The following is an 18399-nucleotide window of genomic DNA, read 5'->3' as shown; positions in this document are numbered from 1 at the left end:
TATGGAAAAATTAACCATTTTTAGAGAATATGATATTCGCGGAATTTATAATCAAGACTTAACTCAAGATAATGTTGTTAAAATTGGCTTTCTTTTGGGGAAAGAGCTTAAAAAAAGAGGAGGAAAAACTCTAGGGGTGGGCTATGATGCAAGGGTGCATTCTCCCATTATTTTTAATTGGCTATGCAGCGGGATTGGTGCAAGTGGAATCACAACCTATAACCTAGGTCAGATTCCAACGCCAGTTGGCTATTTTGCACTTTATGCTGATTTTGATGGATTAAGTCTTGATGGTAGCATTATGATTACAGGTTCGCATAACCCCCCACAATATAATGGCTTTAAAATCACTCTCTTAAAACAGCCTTTTTTTGGAGAAGATATTTACAAACTCGAACAAGACTTCTACTCCCTGCAAACCCCAAAAGTCAAAACAGAAACACCCCAAAAGCTCAATATACTTGAAAAATACATTGATTTTCTCTCTCAAGAGTTTCAACACCTAAAAGGCTTAAATATCCCCATTAACCTAGATTGCGGAAATGGAATTGCAGCTGTTGGGATTGCTGAGATTCTAAAAAGACTAGAACTCAACTTTGAAGGTTTATATCTTAATCCTGATGGAACTTTTCCAAACCATCACCCAGATCCAAGTGAAGAGAAAAATTTAGAGGACCTTAAAAAATTAGTAGCAAAAAAGGGTGGAATTGGTTTTGCCTTTGATGGAGATGGCGATAGATTGGCACTCATCAAGGGTGATAAAGTTTATAAGGGCGATGAATTAGCAATTATTTTTGCACAAAAAATCCCAAATCCTATCATCATTGGAGAAGTTAAATGCTCTTTAAATATGTTTGAATCTATCAATAAAATCGGACAAGCAATTATGTATAAAACAGGGCATAGTAACCTTAAAATCAAACTTAAAGAAACAAATGCTCACCTTGCCTTTGAAGTAAGCGGACATATTTTCTTTAATGATCGATACTTTGGCTTTGATGATGCAACCTATGCAGCTTTGCGTGTCTTAGAGCTTATTAAAGAAGATGGGTTAGAGTTTGACAAAATTCTTCAAACACTCCCAAAACTCTATTCCACCGATGAAATAAAAATCCCAACCACCGAAGAAAGAAAATTTCAAATCATTCAAGAGCTCAAAGAAACACTCAAAAATCCTCCCAAAGATTTTCCAGAAATCATAGAAATTATTGATATTGATGGATTAAGAGTAATTTTTAAAGATGGTTGGGGGTTAATTAGAGCAAGTAATACAACACCCGTGCTAGTAACGCGCTTTGAAGCCAAAACCAATCTTGCAAAAGAAACTTACCAAAATGCCCTTTTGGGATTACTTAAAAAGGATTAATAATGGATACAATCACCTTGCAATCTCCCTTTGATATGCATTTACATTTGCGAGATGGAGAAATGTTGCAAAATGTCATAGAATACACAGCTTGTTGCTTTAGCTCCGCACTTGTCATGCCAAATCTCAATCCGCCTATTTTAGAAGTTAAATCTGCTTTGGCATACAAACAAAGAATTTTACAAGCTTCACAATCAAAAGATTTTGAACCTTTAATGTCGCTATATCTTAATGAAAACCTTAGCAAAGAAGAATTACAAATTGCCAAGGATAATGGAATCTTTATTCTCAAGCTCTACCCAAAGGGATCAACCACTGGAAGCGAAAATGGCGTAAGTGAGATTCTAAGCCCAAAAATTCTAGAAATCTTAGAAATAGCACAAGAAATGGGAATGATTCTAAGTATCCACGGAGAAAGCAATGGATTTGTGCTAGAGCGAGAAGTGGAGTTTCATTCTATTTTTGAATACCTTGCAACCAATTTCCCAAAACTCAAAATTATTTTTGAGCACCTTAGCGATAGGCGCTCAATTGCCCTTGTAGAAAAATACGAAAATCTTTTTGCTACGCTTACTTTGCACCATATTTTACTTAGCTTAGATGATGTAATTGGGGGTATGCTAAATCCACATTATTTTTGCAAACCTATTTTAAAAACTAAAAAAGATCAAGAATCGCTACTTCAAGTTGCACTTAATGCGCATAAAAAATTCTCTTTTGGAAGCGATTCAGCCCCCCACCTTAGAATCAATAAAGAAAGCAAAAAAGGGGCTGCAGGAATTTTTAGCGCTCCTATCTTGCTTCCTGCTCTTGCACAGACTTTTGATACACACAATGCACTAGAAAACCTAGAATCTTTTGTTAGTCTTAATGCTAGTAAAATCTATAATCTAGTGCGCACTAACAAAAAAATCACCCTTGTTAAAAAACCTATGCAAATTATCGATGAGATAAATGGCATTGTGCCTATGTTTGCAGGAAATACTTTAGAATGGAGTTTAGCTTAAATGGCAAAAATTGCAATCTATCCTGGCACTTTTGATCCAATTACCAATGGACATTTAGATGTTATTCAAAGGGCTTGTAAGCTCTTTGATGGCTTAACTATCGCTGTTGCAAAAAGCGATAGTAAAAAGCCCCTTTTTACGCAAAAAGAGCGCATAGAAATGGTTTTGTTTGCCATTAGTGAGCTAGGAGAAACTGCATGTGCACTTGATGTTAAGGGTTTTAACAATCTTGTTGCGGATTTTGCCAAAGAACAAGAATCAAATATCCTTATTAGAGGACTTAGAGCTGTTAGCGATTTTGAATACGAGTTGCAAATGGGCTATGCCAATGCCTCCCTTAATAAGAAATTAGAAACAATTTATCTCATGCCCTCCTTGCAAAACGCTTTTATTAGCTCAAGTGTTGTGCGTTCTATCCTGCTTCACAATGGAGATATTTCTCATCTCGTGCCAAAAAGTGTTAATAACTTTATAAGGAATCACCATGTATGTTGCCATTGAAGGAATTGATACAAGTGGGAAAAGCACTCAGATTCAAGCACTTAAGTTTTTTTTAAAAAAAGCTATTTTTACTTTTGAGCCTGGCGCGACCAATCTTGGAGTAAAGCTAAGGGAAATTTTATTACAAGATTCGATACAATTAGATAGTAGAGCTGAAATGCTACTTTTTCTTGCTGATAGAGCGCAACACGCAAATGAGATTTTAAAATCTCATGCCAATAATCTTATTATTTCTGATAGGAGTTTAATTTCTGGAATGGCATATGCAAGAGACTTTAACTTTGATACACTTAAAGCCTTTAATCTCTTTGCCACTCAAGGAATCTTGCCTAATAAAGTTATTATTCTGGAATTACAAAAGGATGATTTGCAAAAACGCTTAAATTCCAAAGGAAATGATAAAATCGAGCAAAGGGGCTTAGAATACCTTCTATCTTTGCAAGAGAGGATAAAATCCATCACTCAAAAACTATCTTTAGAACACCACATTATCGATGCTAATTTACCTAAAGATTCCATTACAACAGAAATAATTGATTTCATAGGCAAAGAAAATTGCGTTGTTTAATTTGTGGAAATTTTACCTTTAAAACCCTTTGCAATCCTTGTTTTCAAACAATCACAATTCAACCTAGAGTAAGAGACTTAGGAAATTTTAAAGTTTATAGCTTTTATGATTACCAAGAAATCCAATTTCTCTTGCATGCTAAATACCAAATTATCGGAAGCAAAATTTATCACTTATTATCCAAAAAGGCTTGTTTATTTTTAAAACAAACACTAAAATCTCCACTAAAAGCTTATGGAATAGGAATTGATGATAAAATTAGCAAACAAGGCTATGCACACAATGCTATCTTTCTTAAACATTTCAAAAAACTAGGTATTATCCCGCTGTATCACACGCTATTAGCTCAAAATTCTGTTTCTTATGCAGGAAAAGATTTGAAATTTCGCCAAAATAATCCACGCAATTTTTATTTAATGCGCAACATTACACACAAAAAAATTATTTTATTTGATGATCTCATCACCACAGGATTAACACTCAAAGAAGCCCAAAAGCTTCTAGCAGAGAAAGGTGCAGAAGTACTTATGGCTTTTGTTTTAAGCGATGCAAAATATTAATCTTTTAAATAATATTCAATTGTAGAAACTACACGCACTTTTTTAATATGAGATGTATTTCTATCGCGGTTTAATACGCTAAATTGCCCTTGCGAAGCCTTTTTGATTTTACCTAATGTGCTTTGAGAATCTTGTGCAAACTTCTGTGCCACTTCTCTTGCATTAAAAGTTGCTTCTTCAACCATTTCTGGTTTCACTTCATTAAGCTTGGTATAAAGATATTCGATTTCATAATCTTCCACTCTAACCACTGTGCCCTCTTTGCCAAGTTCTGTAAGTTTTTCTAAAGCTTTTCTACCTAAATCAATCTTATTAGTATAAACCAAAACCCTACCCTCACCTGAATAGCGATAAACTATGCTTTGTGATTCACCATAAGCACTCCCTACTTTATCGGTGATTCTTGGTGCTTCTATTCTAATTTCCTGTGCTTGAATGCCTATTTTTTGTAAAAACTCTATGATTCTTTTAGAATCATTTTCCAATTCTTGATACAAAACATTCAAATCACTACTTGCACGCGTAAAATTGATAGGAAAAATCATCACATCCGCTAAAACCTCTCTTTCGCTCAAACCCTTAACAACAACACTCCTCTCTTTTGATTTAATATCTACAATAGCCTTACTAACCCCAAAGCTAACAATAGCGCTACAAATAACAAAAAATATTCCCAAAATAATTGCACTTGTTTTACTCATAGATAATCCTTAAATTTTTCTAATCTAACTGAAGTGGTGTCCACGATGCGATTCGAACGCATGGCCTCACGATTAGGAATCGTGTGCTCTATCCAGCTGAGCTACGAGGACTTAAAAATAAAAACCCCCAAAAAAAGGGGAGAAGCAAAGCAGAAGTTATTTTTTTGCAGCTGCAACAGCGTCTTTGAAACCTTTTCCAGCTTTAAATTTTGGAACAAATTTATCTTTTGTTTTATATTTCTTAGTTGTTCCAGGAACGGTTCCCTCTTTACCTTTTTGAAGCACAGTTTCAAATTTACCAAAACCTACAAGCTCAACACTTCCATCTTTTTTTGAGAGTGCTTTTTCAATTGCAGCAGTAAAAGCACTGATTGCTTTTTCAGCATCTTTTTTTGTTTCATACTCACCAACTTCTTTTACCAAGTCAACAAATTCAGATTTGTTCATTTAGAACCTCCATATTTTTATTTTAAACGCCATTATTGTAGCATAAATTATTAGCTTTGCAAGGCTTTTAGCAGAAAAATGAACTTTTTTGCGCGTATTTTACAGCTATTTTTAATCATTCTTATCTAATAAAGCAAACTTCTTATATTAAAATCATTATAAAGTGGAGTTTATTAAGCTTTTTTTGAATAGAATCTAGCACAAAGAATTAACAATAATTTAAATAGGAGAGATTATGTCAATTAAAGTAGCAGTGAATGGGACAGGGAGAATTGGATTGTGTGTTTGCAAGATTCTTGGACAACGCGATGATTTGGAGCTAGTAGCCATTAACACCACTATGCCCATTGATACTTTAATCCACCTTTTGAAATACGATTCTGTCCATCAAAGTAGCGAAATTACTAAGATTAGCGAAAATCAAATTTGTATTGGCAAACAAAAAAATATCCAAATCATTAGCACAAGAAATATTCAAGAAACACATTTTGGTCAATACGGCGCTGAAATTGTTATAGAATGCACAGGGGCTTTTAATGATGTTTCTAAAGCTTCACTACATCTCTATGATGGCATTAAGCGCGTTGTTATTTCAGCACCAGCTACTGATACTCCAACTTTTGTTTATGGGGTTAATCATCTAAGTTATGCTAATGAGCCTGTTATTTCTAATGCTAGTTGTACCACAAATGCCCTAGCACCACTCACCAAAGTCTTACACGAAAATTTCAAGATTCTAAGTGGTTTAATGACAACTATCCATAGCTACACCAACGATCAAAACTTACTTGATTCAAAGCACAAAGATTTGCGTCGTGCAAGAGCCGCTGCGCTTAATATGATTCCAACCTCCACTGGGGCTGCAAAGGCTATTGGACTTGTCATGCCAGAGCTTAAAGGCAAACTCAATGGCTTTGCAGTTCGCGTCCCAACCCCTGATGTAAGCTTGGTTGATTTAACTTGTGTGATAGAAAAATCTGCCACTAAAGAAATCATTAATGAAACTTTCAAAAAAGCCTCTCAAGAATCAATGAAAGATTTAATTTTTGTCGATGAAGAAAAACTTGTTTCGGGTGATTTTATCGGATCTCCTTATAGTGCGATTTTTATTCCTGATTGCACCACTATTGTCAATGAAAATCAAGTAAAAATTGTTGCTTGGTATGACAATGAATGGGGTTATTCCACGCGCTTAGTAGATATGGTGCATTTTGTTGGGCAATCTCTATGATTCATTTAGAAAATACCTACCAAAGCTCCCCAAACTATGATTCTAGTTTTTTATCTAAAGAATCCTTGCAAGCTTGCTTTGAAAAGATTCAAGCAGAAAAAGAGAATGGGGTAAGCGGATATTACCACTTGCCCTTCCAAGAAAATTCAGATATTTTTACCTATCTTAGAGAATATCACTGCTTTTTGGATAATCTTAAAAATCTCGTGATTATAGGTATTGGCGGTAGTTCTCTTGGCGCAAAAGCCATTGACGCTCTACTTTCACACCAACACAATCGCAGAAGGCTTAAATTACGCTTTTTAGAGCACACTGATCCTATTGTAATTAACAAAGAGCTTCAACGCATCAAATGGGAAGAAACATTATTTATCGTAATTTCAAAGTCTGGATTAACTATTGAAACCACTTCCCTTTTTAAATATGTTTTAAAACATTTCAATCTCTTAGATTCTAAGAGAAAAAATCACCTCTTAACAATCAGCGATGAAGATTCTCCACTTTTTCATTGGAGCAAGGAACAAAAAATACAAAACTTCACCATAAAGCCAAATATTGGTGGTCGTTTCTCTGTATTAAGCACCGCGGGATTACTCCCACTTGGTATCTTAGGCTACAATCTCCAAAGCCTTCTTAAAGGTGCGCAAAATATGAGTCGATATTTCTTTAAAAACCCCACTAATGAGATTCTAAAAAAAGCAGCATTTCTAGCTCATTGCGAAACAAACTACCCCATTAATGTGCTTTTTTCTTACAGCAGTGTTTTTAGACATTTTAATGCTTGGTATGTGCAGCTTTGGGGAGAATCTTTAGGAAAGCTAGATTACACAGGGCAAAAAAGGGGATTAACTCCCATTGCCCTTATTGGCAGCATTGATCAACATTCCTTTTTGCAGCTTATTATGCAAGGTCCGCAAAACAAAAGTGTTACTTTTTTGAGTGTTGAAAAATTTTCTCAAAAGCCACTTTATATCCCTAATATTAAACTAAAGGGTTTAGAATCAACAGATTTTGTCAATGGCACCTCCTTTAATAAACTCTTGCAATTACAATGCATTTCCACCAAAGAAAGTATTATTGCAGAAAATGTCCCCACTGATTCTATTACTCTAGATCTTTTATGTGAAGAAAGCGTGGGTGAGCTTATTTTTTATTATGAATTACTTACTTCTTGCGTGGGAGCATTGCTACAAATTGATACATATAATCAACCAGGTGTTGAATTTGGAAAAAAAATATTGAGAGAAAAATTTACACATATTTAAATTTTTCTTCACTTTTTTTCTTTTATTTATACTCTTTTTCACAAAAAAAATTTAAAATATCCATAAATAGACAAAAAGGAGTATAAATGGGCTTTATTGAAACAATTAAAGAAAAGGCAAAGGCAAATCAAAAAACTATTGTCCTACCTGAAACTAACGACATACGCACTCTTGAAGCTGCACATAAAGTTTTGAAAGAAAAAATTGCAAATCTCATTTTGTTGGGAGATGAAGCTACTCTCAAGGCAGAAGCAGCAAAAGCCAATTTGAATTTAGATGCGGCAACTTTTATCAATCCCGCTTCCTGTGATGAACTAGAAAACTATGTGGAGCTATTTGTTAAGCTTCGGGGACATAAAGGTTTGAGTGAAAAATCTGCTAGAGCGTTGCTTTTAGAAAATCCACTTTATTTTGGAGTGGCTTTGGTCAAATCCCAAAAAGCAGATGGAATGGTAGCAGGAGCTATTAACTCTACTGCTGATGTGTTGCGTGCAAGTTTGCAGATTTTGGGGACAAAAAAAGATTCCAAGCTTGTTTCTGCTTTCTTTTTAATGGTAGTTCCCAATTGTGATTATGGTGAAAAAGGAATTTTTATTTTTGCTGATAGTGGTTTGGTGCAAAATCCAAATGCTCAAGAACTTGCCTCAATTGCTATTGATTCAGCCAAAAGCTTTCAGTCTCTTGTGGGTAAAGAACCCATTGTAGCAATGCTTTCTCATTCAACCAAAGGAAGTGCTAAACACCCCGATGTTGATAAAGTCATAGAAGCCACTAAACTCGCCCAAAGTCTTGCTCCACAAATTGCCATTGATGGAGAATTTCAGCTTGATGCAGCCATTGTGCCAAGTGTTGGTAAATCAAAGGCGCCTGAAAGCAAAATCGCAGGATATGCTAATGTTTTAGTTTTCCCAGACTTGGACTCAGGAAATATTGGTTATAAACTCACACAAAGACTAGCCAAAGCTGAAGCTTATGGACCAATCACGCAAGGGATTGCTGCGCCTGTGAATGATCTCTCAAGAGGTTGCAGCAGTGATGACATTGTTGGAGTTGTTGCTATCACAGCGCTCCAAGCACAACAAAATTAGGAGGAAAATATGGATATTTTAGTTATTAATTGTGGAAGCTCTTCTCTTAAATATCAACTTATCAATACTGATACAGAAGCTGTTTTGGCAGCTGGAATCTGCGATAGAATCGGCATTAGTGGAGGGCAATTTACTTATAAGCCACAAGGCGGTGAAAAATCTATTCAAAATACTGAAATGAAAGACCATGAAGTCGCAATAAAGCTCGTGTTAGAAGCGCTTACCAATCCTAAAACAGGCATTATTAGCTCTTTAGATGAAATCAAAGCAGTAGGACATAGAATCGTGCATGGCGGAGAACACTTCACACGTTCAGCTATTATTACTGATGAAGTGATTTCACACATTAAAGAATGCGCCGATCTTGCACCTTTGCACAATCCCGCACATTTATTGGGAATCCGCGCTTGTCAAGCTTTAATGCCAAGCACTCCAATGGTTGCAGTCTTTGACACAGCATTTCACCAAACTATGCCACCAAAGGCTTTTATCTATGGACTTCCTTATGAATACTATGAAAAATACAAAGTTCGTCGCTATGGATTCCACGGCACTAGTCATAGCTATGTCTCTAAACGCACTGCAGAATTTTTAAAAATCCCACTTGAAAATTCCAAAATTATCACCTGTCATTTAGGCAATGGATCTAGTATTTGTGCTATAGAAAATGGAAAAAGCATTGATACAAGTATGGGATTAACTCCGCTTGAAGGCTTAGTTATGGGAACAAGAAGCGGAGATCTTGATCCTGCAGTTATTGATTATATCGCCCAAAAAGAAAATTTAAGCACAAAAGAAATTATGAATATTTTAAATAAAAAATCTGGTGTTCTTGGAATCTCTGGGCTTTCAAGCGATTTTAGAGATTTGTTGGCAGCTGATGAAAATGGAGATTTAAAAGCTCGTTTTGCTAGAGAAGTCTTTGCTTATAGAGTGGCAAAATACATTGGATCTTATACTGCTGCGCTAACTGGAGTTGATGCTATTGCCTTTTGTGCTGGAGTGGGAGAAAATGCAAAATTCATTCGCGGTAAAATCGTCTCCCACTTACAATTCTTAGGAATCACCTTAGATGAAGAAGCAAATCTTGCAACCGTTGGTGTTGAAGGAATCATCTCTACCCCTGATTCTAAAGTCAAAGTATGTGTAATCCCTACCAATGAAGAACTAATGATAGCACGCGATACCAAAGCGCTCGTGTCCAAAATGAAATAATCTCATTCCACCTCTTTTGGTGGAATTTGCTCTCAATCCTGCTTATCTAAATATTTTTTATCGAACAAACTATTAAGATGCACATTTCCTAACGCTACTTTTAAAGAAGTGAAAAAATCTGGATTAGCTTCTTCCATTTCTTTTAGCATTTGCTTTGTTTTTTCTCTTGCATAAGGGCGTTTATCATCACTTTGCCACATAATAGGACAATTGCAATCTGGAGCAATATAAATATTGTTTTTAGCAATAAAGTCAATAATCTGCCTTTCTCTTACAAAAATTAATGGACGAATCACATACAAACCATTTTGTGCCTTATAAATAGGTGGCATAGAGCGCAAAGCACCATTATAAGTCAGATTCATCATAAAACTCTCTACTGCATCATCTAAATGGTGGGCTAAAGCAATTTTATTAAATCCTCCCTCCAAAGCCTTAGAATACAAAGCCCCTCTTCGCATACGCGAACAAAAGCTACAATACACACTGCCCTCTCGGCGATTTTCTTCTAAAATTTTATAAATATCTGTGCGATAAAGCTCATAGGGAATCCCTAATTTTTCACAATATTCAAAAATATATTCATATTCCCCCCCTCTGCCATAATCCACCGTGAGTGCCTTAAACTCAAAATCAAAGGGAGCATATTTTTTTAATCTTGCTAATAGGGTTGCTAAAAGTATCGAATCTTTTCCGCCACTCAAACCCAATAAAACTCTATCACCCTCTTTTATTAAGCCAAATTCAGCATTTGTGCTACCTGTAATCTTAAGAATTTTTTTACTAATTTCAATCTTATTTTCCATTTTTACTCTTAATTTTCTTTAATTTTTTCTTGAAGATTTGTAGCGATAAATTCTTTAATTTCTTGCTCTAAAATTAAGTTTTTATCATATTTGATGACTGCTACTTTTTCATTTTGATTAATAAACCATTCCAAAACTCCCTTAAGTTCTACTAAAATCTCCAAATCTTCATTTTTAACACTTTCCCTCAAAGGCAAATAGAAATTTTTCTGGGAAGTTGGACTAGCCAAAAACACCAAAAGTAAAATCCACAAAAACGAAACTAAAACTACAAAAACACTAATGGCAAACATACCAAAATACTCATACAATAGCCCGCCAATAAGCGCACCAATAAAAGAACCAAAATATCCAAAAGAAGTAAAAATTCCTAAAGCACTACCTTTTTGATGCGCTTTACAATAGCGACTAGCAAGACTCTGCATAACGGGCTCATGCACTGAAAACCCAATAAAAAATATTAAAACCCCAACAACAAACAGCCAAATATTTTGACTAAGCATTAAAAGATATGCCAACATAAAAAGCAAGATTCCAAGCACCAAAACATTTTTAAACTTGCCCTTTTTTTCTGCAAAAATAGCTGCTGGAATCATCGCAAAAAACCCCAAAAGACTAGCTGGAATATAAACTTGATATAAATCTTCTTTAGGCATTTCAAAGCCTTTAGTTAGTGCAATGGGAATAATTAAAAACGCTAAAGTCATAAAACCTTTTTGTAAAAAGTTGGTGATATTCATAATTTGTAGATTCTTATTTTTTAAAATTGTCATATAATTATCTGAACTTGAGATAAAACTATAATGAATCTTGGGGGCTTCTGGCACAAATAAAATCAAGATTCCTAAGCTCAAAACTCCCAAAACAGCCGTAATCCAAAACAAACTTGCTACGCCAAAATAAGCCCCCAAAATAGGACCTAAAATCAAAGCGGCTGTAAAACTAAGAGAAATAGTAGCGCCCATTAATGCCATAGCTTTAGTGCGTTTTTCTTCACGCACCAAATCTGCAATCATCGCACTTACCACTCCTCCAATCGCTCCTGCTCCCTGCAAGAATCTCCCTACAATAAGCATATAAATATTATCACTCATCGCACAAACAATAGAACCTAAAACAAAAATCAGTAATCCAAGAGCAATAATACTTTTGCGCCCAAATTTATCACTCAAAAAACCAAAAGGTATTTGAAATAAGACTTGAGTAAGCGCATAGCCACCTATAGCAATGCCCATCAAAGTAGGATTCATTCCTTCTAAAGAGAGGGCATATAAGGATAAAAGTGGCATAACAACAAATAAACCAAAAAATCGTCCTGCCAAAATAATACTTAAAGGTATTGTTTGTTTTATTAAAGAATGCTCTTTCATAGATTCTCCATTTTTTTTGCTAAAATTACAAAAACAGAAAGCTAATTCTACCTAAAATACCATAAATAAGGCAATACAATGCGACTAATTTTAGCCACCTCTAATCAAGATAAAATCAAAGAAATTCAGGCAATTTATCAAAACTTAAAAGACAACCTAGAGATTCTTGCTTGGGATGCACTTATCTCTCCCTTTGAGATAGAAGAAAATGGGCAAACTTTCCAAGAAAACGCGCTTATTAAATCCAAAAGTGTTTTTAACGCCCTCAAAGAAAAGAATCTCTTAACACAAAACGATATTATTCTCTCTGATGATAGCGGAATCTGTGTGGATGCACTTGGTGGTAAGCCAGGAATCTATAGTGCTCGATATAGCGGAGGAGATTCTCAAGCCAATTTAGAAAAACTTTTAACAGAAGTTGCCAAACTTCCCAATCAAACTTCAAGCGCTTATTATTGTGCAAGTATTGGAATTAGCCATTTTTACGGAGACTTTAGCACTCATGGATTTATGTATGGCGATGTGATTGCGCATAAACGAGGCAAAAATGGGTTTGGCTATGATCCTATGTTTATCCCCAAAGGCTTTAATCAAACCTTAGCAGAACTTAGCGATGAAGAAAAAAATTCAATTTCGCACCGCACCATCGCTCTAAAAAGAGCGGAATTTATTCTAAAATCCTTACTTTTCAGCTAAAATTTGCATTTTCCCTTTTTTTAGCTCGATATAAAGCTCCTTGTCTCCATTTGAAGAATAATTAAGCTTTCCATTTAAATAAGCTTTGTAGTCTTGATGATAGCTGATTTTAAAGAGATTCTTACCCTCTTCGTTAGGATAAGGCGAGATATTAATTTTGCTAAATTGTATATTTTTCTCCTCTCTCTTATTAAAAATTTGTCGCTTCACTGCAGCAAATGCATTGTATTTTTGCCCATCATAGCGAATAAAATCTTCACCATAAAAAGAAAGATACTCATCAATGGCATTATTTTTCCAAGCTTCTTTCCACTGAAATAAATCTGATAAAATAATCTCTAAGTCCTCTTTTTTGGCTTCTTTAATTTCATTAGCAAAAGTAATTAACAAAGAATCGCGATGATTAACAATTTGATCCACTTCTTTTAAAAGATTATTCTCAATAGCAATACAACCGCGTGTATTAAGCTCTTCTCTGTTTCCATTAAGTGGCATTCCATGAATCCAAATTCCATAACCTGTGCGTTTTTGCAATCTATCATAAAGGTTAGGATAAGAAGTTGTCAAAGCCAAAGGTCCATAATATTGATTTAAACCAACTAATCTTTGCTCTAGCGTATAAACCCCAATAGGCGTTGCCAAATCTCCCTCTTTTTGTTTATTTCCGCCTTTAGATCCAACCAAACTATTTGCATTTAGCCTCTCCACCCACTTGCCATTTTCCAAAACATAAAGTTTTAGTTTTGGAGATTCTAGCTTTGGCGCATCTTTTGAAGCAATAAAAAGATATTTTAAATTCTCATAATAACCAAAACGCGTATCTTGGTTTTTAAGCATTTCTTTCCAATAATCTCGTGTTTGTAAAATCTCATCAATCTTTTTTTCTAGTGCTTCCACTCCTTTTTCTCTATAAAGCCCAATCCACTCATACTCATTAGCATAACTCAAAACCGCTATTAACAATAACCATATAACTTTCATTTTCTCTCCATTTAATCTTCAAAATCATAACCGACTTTCTTTAAGCTTTCTTTTTGCTTACTCCAGCCTGACACAACTTTAACCAAAAGCTCTAAATACACTTTTTTCTCGATAAACTTCTCTATTTTCTCTCTTGCGCTTTTTCCAATTCTTTTTAAAGTTTTACCCTCTTTGCCAATTACCATTGCTTTTTGGCTTTCTTTGTGAGTAACGATAGTTGCTTTGATATAATCCAAATCCTTTTTTTCTTTATAAAGATTGACTACAACATCACTTTCATAGGGTAGCTCATCACTAAGATTTTCAAAACACGATTCTCTAATCATCTCTTTTACAATCTCTTTGGTGCTATTTGGGCTTAAAATTTCTGGACTATAGTAATAAGGATTTGGTGGCATCATTTCTGCTAATTTTTTCACAACATTTTTTAAAGAGCCCAAATCCTTACAAGAAATAGGTATCAATGCTTTATAGAAATCTTGATATTTTTGATATTCTTGTATTTTGCAAAACAACTCTTCTTTACTTATACTATCACTCTTAGTTAAAAGTAGTAGATGGGGTTTATTTTTTGCACTTTGCAAAAACTCTTCATAAAAACCAATCTTATCGCTAACTGGTGCTAAAAAAAGCAAAAAATCGCAATCTTGCATCGCCTGCATTGCTTCTTTTAACATATACCGATTGAGTAATTTTTCCTGTTTATGAATCCCAGGAGTATCCACAAAGACAATTTGCACTCCTTCGTGCATTAAAACCAAATTCATTCGTTTTCTTGTTGCATTTGCCTTATGTGAAACAAGTGCTAATCTCTCACCCAAAAGCGTATTTAAAAAAGTGCTTTTCCCTGCATTTGGTCGTCCCAATACCGCTACAAATCCTGCTCTACTTTCCAAGAAAAACCCTATAAAATATATCGTGCAATATCACTATTAGCCACAAGATTATCTAGCTTTTCTTTGACAAGAGATTCTGTGATTTCCACTTCCTGACCCTTGTAATTTTCTGCTTCAAAGCTAATTTCTTCAATAACTTGCTCTACAACCGTGTGCAATCTTCTAGCCCCAATATCCTCTGTTTTTTCATTAGCTAGTTGAGAATAATGCGCCAAAGCCCTAATGGCTTCTTCACTAAATTTTAAAGTTACTTCTTCAACTGCTAAAAGTGCTTCATATTGCTTTAAAATTGAATTTTTAGTTTGAGTTAATATTTTATAAAGCACTTCTTCATCAAGGCTATTTAGCTCAACACGCAAAGGAAATCTTCCTTGTAATTCTGCAATCAAATCACTAGGCTTACTCAAACTAAAAGCCCCTGCAGCAATAAATAAAATATGATCAGTTTTAATACTTCCATATTTGGTATTTACAATACTTCCCTCTACAATAGGTAGCAAATCCCTCTGAACTCCTTCTTTGCTTGGATCTTGTCTGCCTTGAGCATTAGAGCTCACAGCAACTTTATCAATTTCATCAATAAAGATAATACCGCTATTCTCCGCTCTTTTTAGCCCCTCTTGCTTAATGCTTTCTAAATCTAATAGGGCTTCACTTGCTTCAATCTTTAGAATCTCTTTTGCCTCTTTGATACTCACTTCTTTTTTGGGATTTTCTTTAGGTGAAGCAATAAAAACCCTAGCAATAGTCTCTTGCACTTTTGCAAACTCTGCTGGCATATTTCCATCTTCAATCTCAAAGGCGCGTTTTGGAACTTCAATCTCAATTTTTAGATGATCGACTTCTCCATTTTCTACCTTTTGTCTCATCTTTTCTGAAGCTTTTTCATATTCTTCTATTTTTTGCTCACTAGCACCTTTAGGAAGCGGAGGGATTAATTTTTCTACAATCTTATCTAAAACATATTTTTGAATCCCTTGTGCATTTTTTTGGCGATGCTCTTCTTTAACCAGATTGATAGAAGCCACCACCAAATCTCTTACCATTGATTCAACATCTCTTCCCACAAATCCCACTTCCGTGTATTTGCTAGCTTCTACTTTAACAAAAGGCAATCCCATCATTTTAGCCATGCGTCTTGCAATTTCAGTTTTACCAACTCCTGTTGAACCAATCATCAAAATATTTTTGGGCATAACTTCTTCTTGAATCTCTTTTGGAAGTTGCAATCTCCGATAACGATTTCTCAATGCAATAGCGACAATTTTTTTAGCATCATTTTGCCCAATAATATATTCATCCAAATAACTCACAATCTCTTTTGGTGTCATCGCAATGTAATTTTCCATTTTTCCTACTTTTGTTCCTTATTTTAAAGTTCTAAAATCTTAATATTCTGATTAGTATAAATGCAAAGCTCTCCTGCAATTTTAAGCGATTCTAAAACCAAATCTTTTGGTTGCATTTGCCCACCACCAAATCTATCCAAAGCTCTAGCAGCCGAGAGTGCATAATTTCCGCCACTACCAATAGCAGCAATTCTTCCATCTTCTGGCTCTACCACATCGCCTGTGCCACTTAAAATAAAAATTTTCTCTTTATTTAAAACAATCATCATCGCCTCTAAACGCCTTAAATACTTGTCTTTACGCCATTCTTTAGAAAACTCTATCACTGATTTAAGCAAATCCCCTTTTTTGTTTTCTAAGATTCCCTCAAACATATCAAAAAGGCTAAAAGCATCTGCTGTACTTCCTGCAAAGCCACTTAAAATCTGTCCGTGATAAAGTGTGCGAATCTTAGTAGCATTACCCTTTAAGACACAATTTCCAAAAGTAACTTGTCCATCTCCGCCAATGACTGCCCCATTTTCTGTTTTATAGGCTAATATCGTTGTTGCTTCAAACATTACAGCGCCTCTACATCAATTTTCAAATTTGCGTGGATTCCACCGCCTAATTTAATTTCTACTTCATAAACCCCTGTAGATTTAATTGGACTTTTAAGCTCAATACTTTTTTTGTCAATCTCCAAACGATGCGCTCTAGCAAGCTCTTCTGCAATATCTTCTTTGGTAATTGCACCATAAAGAGAACCATTTGCACCAACTTTTTGAGAAATTTTTAGAGTAATTTCCTCAATCTTCTTGGCTGCCATTTCCATTAAAGCTCTATTTTCTGCTGCTTGTTGTGCCATCTTTTTTTGTGTTGCTTTGTAGCGATTAATCACTTCATTAGTTGCAAAATCTGCCATTCCCTTAGCAATTAAAAAATTCTTTCCATACCCATCTTTTACTTCGCAAATTTCACCTTTTTTTCCTAATGCTTTCACATCTCGCAATAATAATACTTTCATCGATACTCCTTAAATTTTTGAAATTTTAACATTTTTTATTAAATAAACAATAAGAGAATATTTCAGTTTTTTGCTTTTATTGCCAAAAATAAAAAATAGTTTAATTATTTTATACTTTTTTAAAGTTTCTAAGAATATGATACAAAAATTTTTTAACCCTAAACCTAAACCTAAACAAAATTGATAAAGAATTTCTTATGCAAAAAAACTATCATCTTTTTATCATTATGTTAAGTGCAATGGTTACTATTTCAACACTTTATATCACACAGCCCATACAGCCTTTATTAATTAAAGAGTTTTCTATTTCTACCACTCAAGTTACCCTTTTTACTTCCATTCCCCTTTTTATGTTAGCCATCGCCCCTATTTTTTATGGTTATTTATTAGAAAAGTTTGATACTCGACTTATTTTAATTATTTCACTAGCCTTGCTTGGAATCTTTCAATGCCTTTTGTGTTTAAGCCAACAATATAGCAGTTTTCTAATCCTTAGAATTGGAGAATCACTTGCTATTCCTGCGGCACTTACAGCAACCGTTACTTGCCTTACACGCATTGATTCTAGCAATAAATACATTGGCGCCTATATTGCTTCTACAATTTTTGGCGGTGTTCTCTCTCGCGTTGGTGGTGGAATTTTGACGACTATTTTTTCTTGGAAATTCACTTTTTTAGCCCTTGGAATTACAAGTCTTGTGATTGCAGCACTTATTACAAAGCTCCCAAATACTAACAAAAAAATTAAAAATACAAAAATCACCTTTAGAATCTTTTTAGATTTTTTAACAGACAAACGCTTTTTCTTGTTGTATTTTGCAGCATTTTTAATCCTCTTTTGTTTTCAAGGCACTCTTAATTTTATGCCCCTTTATGTTTCCTCACTTGATCCAAGCACTACTGCAGCACAAATTGGCTTTATGTATCTTGGATATATCATTGGTATTCTAGCCGCTCTTTTTTCGCAAAAAATTATCAAATTTATTGGCGGAGAAATAAAAACTATCAGCATCGGTTTTGTGATTTTTTCTTGTGCGTGTCTTATGATGCTTTATGGAGATTTTTGGCAACTCTTTTTTGCAGTGTTTGTGTTAAGTGCCGGTATGTTTATCATTAACTCCACTCTTTCTGCATTAATCAATACAATCTCCACCAAGCAAAAGGGAATCACCAATGGCTTGTATCTTGCTTCATACTATGCAGGTGGCGCACTTGGGACAACATTGCCCACTTACATTTATCGCCCTTTTGGCTGGAATACTCTTTGTTTGATTCTAGGGATTATTTTGTTTGTAAGTGCTTTGATTTTTTATCAATCTAAAAAACATTTTATCAAAGGATAAATC

Annotated in this window: 20 protein-coding genes and 1 tRNA gene; 11 read left to right on the top strand and 10 right to left on the bottom strand. The window is 34.7% G+C overall.

Features of this window, described 5'->3' with window-relative positions; all coding sequences use genetic code 11:
• The first annotated feature begins 1 nt into the window (after nt 1).
• The 5 genes from MKD52_RS03935 to MKD52_RS03915 are packed head-to-tail and all read left to right on the top strand — an operon-like array spanning nt 2 to nt 4002.
• The gene (locus tag MKD52_RS03935) at nt 2–1366 is read left to right on the top strand and encodes a phosphomannomutase/phosphoglucomutase (RefSeq protein WP_242099321.1); all 1365 of its coding nucleotides are present in this window, start codon (nt 2–4) and stop codon (nt 1364–1366) included.
• A gap of 2 nt (nt 1367–1368) precedes the next feature.
• Nucleotides 1369–2373, top strand: coding sequence for a dihydroorotase (gene pyrC / locus MKD52_RS03930; protein WP_242099320.1), 1005 nt, complete (start codon nt 1369–1371; stop codon nt 2371–2373).
• Nucleotides 2374–2874 (top strand): pantetheine-phosphate adenylyltransferase, encoded by a 501-nt coding sequence (gene coaD / locus MKD52_RS03925; protein WP_242099319.1) that lies wholly within the window; start codon nt 2374–2376, stop codon nt 2872–2874.
• Nucleotides 2858–3442: a dTMP kinase gene (gene tmk / locus MKD52_RS03920; RefSeq protein WP_242099318.1), complete on the top strand. Its 585-nt coding sequence runs from the start codon at nt 2858–2860 to the stop codon at nt 3440–3442. Before coaD ends, tmk begins: the two co-directional genes overlap by 17 nt.
• Complete coding sequence (locus MKD52_RS03915; protein ID WP_112056889.1) at nt 3430–4002, top strand: ComF family protein; 573 nt, start codon at nt 3430–3432, stop codon at nt 4000–4002. Before tmk ends, MKD52_RS03915 begins: the two co-directional genes overlap by 13 nt.
• On the opposite strand, the gene MKD52_RS03910 is transcribed toward MKD52_RS03915, so the two are convergent.
• The 3 genes from MKD52_RS03910 to MKD52_RS03900 form a co-directional block, all read right to left on the bottom strand.
• Nucleotides 3999–4703 carry an SIMPL domain-containing protein gene (locus MKD52_RS03910; protein ID WP_112056890.1) on the bottom strand — a complete coding sequence of 235 codons (705 nt, stop codon included), beginning with the start codon at nt 4701–4703 and terminating at the stop codon, nt 3999–4001. The genes MKD52_RS03915 and MKD52_RS03910 overlap by 4 nt on opposite strands.
• A 34-nt stretch (nt 4704–4737) precedes the next feature.
• Nucleotides 4738–4814 (bottom strand) — tRNA-Arg (locus MKD52_RS03905).
• A gap of 45 nt (nt 4815–4859) precedes the next feature.
• Nucleotides 4860–5150 (bottom strand): HU family DNA-binding protein, encoded by a 291-nt coding sequence (locus MKD52_RS03900; RefSeq protein WP_112056891.1) that lies wholly within the window; start codon nt 5148–5150, stop codon nt 4860–4862.
• A 235-nt stretch (nt 5151–5385) separates the two neighbouring features.
• Between MKD52_RS03900 and gap the strand changes: the two genes are divergently transcribed.
• From gap to MKD52_RS03880, 4 genes are all read left to right on the top strand, one after another.
• Nucleotides 5386–6381, top strand: a complete 996-nt coding sequence (gene gap, locus MKD52_RS03895) for a type I glyceraldehyde-3-phosphate dehydrogenase (protein WP_242099317.1) — start codon at nt 5386–5388, stop codon at nt 6379–6381.
• A complete protein-coding gene (locus MKD52_RS03890; protein ID WP_242099316.1) occupies nt 6378–7646 on the top strand; it encodes a glucose-6-phosphate isomerase in 1269 nt (422 codons plus the stop codon). Before gap ends, MKD52_RS03890 begins: the two co-directional genes overlap by 4 nt.
• Nucleotides 7647–7732: 86 nt before the next feature.
• Nucleotides 7733–8734 carry a phosphate acetyltransferase gene (gene pta / locus MKD52_RS03885; protein ID WP_242099315.1) on the top strand — a complete coding sequence of 334 codons (1002 nt, stop codon included), beginning with the start codon at nt 7733–7735 and terminating at the stop codon, nt 8732–8734.
• A gap of 9 nt (nt 8735–8743) precedes the next feature.
• Nucleotides 8744–9949 (top strand): acetate kinase, encoded by a 1206-nt coding sequence (locus MKD52_RS03880; protein ID WP_242099314.1) that lies wholly within the window; start codon nt 8744–8746, stop codon nt 9947–9949.
• A 32-nt stretch (nt 9950–9981) separates the two neighbouring features.
• Here the strand turns inward: MKD52_RS03880 and MKD52_RS03875 are convergent, their stop codons facing one another.
• Nucleotides 9982–10755, bottom strand: coding sequence for an ATP-binding protein (locus tag MKD52_RS03875; RefSeq protein WP_112056896.1), 774 nt, complete (start codon nt 10753–10755; stop codon nt 9982–9984).
• A gap of 8 nt (nt 10756–10763) precedes the next feature.
• Nucleotides 10764–12125 (bottom strand): MFS transporter, encoded by a 1362-nt coding sequence (locus tag MKD52_RS03870; protein ID WP_242099313.1) that lies wholly within the window; start codon nt 12123–12125, stop codon nt 10764–10766.
• Between the two features lie 78 nt (nt 12126–12203).
• Between MKD52_RS03870 and rdgB the strand changes: the two genes are divergently transcribed.
• Nucleotides 12204–12821 (top strand): RdgB/HAM1 family non-canonical purine NTP pyrophosphatase, encoded by a 618-nt coding sequence (rdgB, locus tag MKD52_RS03865; RefSeq protein WP_242099312.1) that lies wholly within the window; start codon nt 12204–12206, stop codon nt 12819–12821.
• Here the strand turns inward: rdgB and MKD52_RS03860 are convergent.
• Genes MKD52_RS03860 through rplI form a run of 5 tightly spaced genes read right to left on the bottom strand, consistent with a single transcriptional unit; the run spans nt 12807 to nt 17053 of the window.
• The gene (locus tag MKD52_RS03860; protein WP_242099311.1) at nt 12807–13802 is read right to left on the bottom strand and encodes a L,D-transpeptidase family protein; all 996 of its coding nucleotides are present in this window, start codon (nt 13800–13802) and stop codon (nt 12807–12809) included. The genes rdgB and MKD52_RS03860 overlap by 15 nt on opposite strands.
• A gap of 11 nt (nt 13803–13813) precedes the next feature.
• Complete coding sequence (era, locus tag MKD52_RS03855) at nt 13814–14698, bottom strand: GTPase Era (protein ID WP_242099310.1); 885 nt, start codon at nt 14696–14698, stop codon at nt 13814–13816.
• An 8-nt stretch (nt 14699–14706) separates the two neighbouring features.
• Nucleotides 14707–16029, bottom strand: a complete 1323-nt coding sequence (gene hslU / locus MKD52_RS03850; RefSeq protein WP_242099903.1) for an HslU--HslV peptidase ATPase subunit — start codon at nt 16027–16029, stop codon at nt 14707–14709.
• A 41-nt stretch (nt 16030–16070) separates the two neighbouring features.
• Nucleotides 16071–16607 (bottom strand): ATP-dependent protease subunit HslV, encoded by a 537-nt coding sequence (hslV, locus tag MKD52_RS03845; RefSeq protein ID WP_006655486.1) that lies wholly within the window; start codon nt 16605–16607, stop codon nt 16071–16073.
• Nucleotides 16607–17053, bottom strand: a complete 447-nt coding sequence (rplI, locus tag MKD52_RS03840) for a 50S ribosomal protein L9 (RefSeq protein ID WP_242099309.1) — start codon at nt 17051–17053, stop codon at nt 16607–16609. The genes hslV and rplI overlap by 1 nt, the downstream gene beginning before the upstream one ends.
• 197 nt (nt 17054–17250) lie before the next feature.
• On the opposite strand from rplI, the gene MKD52_RS03835 reads away from it, so the two are divergent.
• Entirely contained in the window at nt 17251–18396 is a 1146-nt protein-coding gene (locus MKD52_RS03835) for an MFS transporter (RefSeq protein ID WP_242099308.1), read from the top strand.
• Nucleotides 18397–18399: the final 3 nt, after the last annotated feature.

The sequence above is a fragment of the Helicobacter sp. CaF467b genome, assembly GCF_022664765.1.
Taxonomy (GTDB): domain Bacteria; phylum Campylobacterota; class Campylobacteria; order Campylobacterales; family Helicobacteraceae; genus Helicobacter_D; species Helicobacter_D colisuis.
This window is presented reverse-complemented; position numbering and strand designations above follow the sequence as displayed.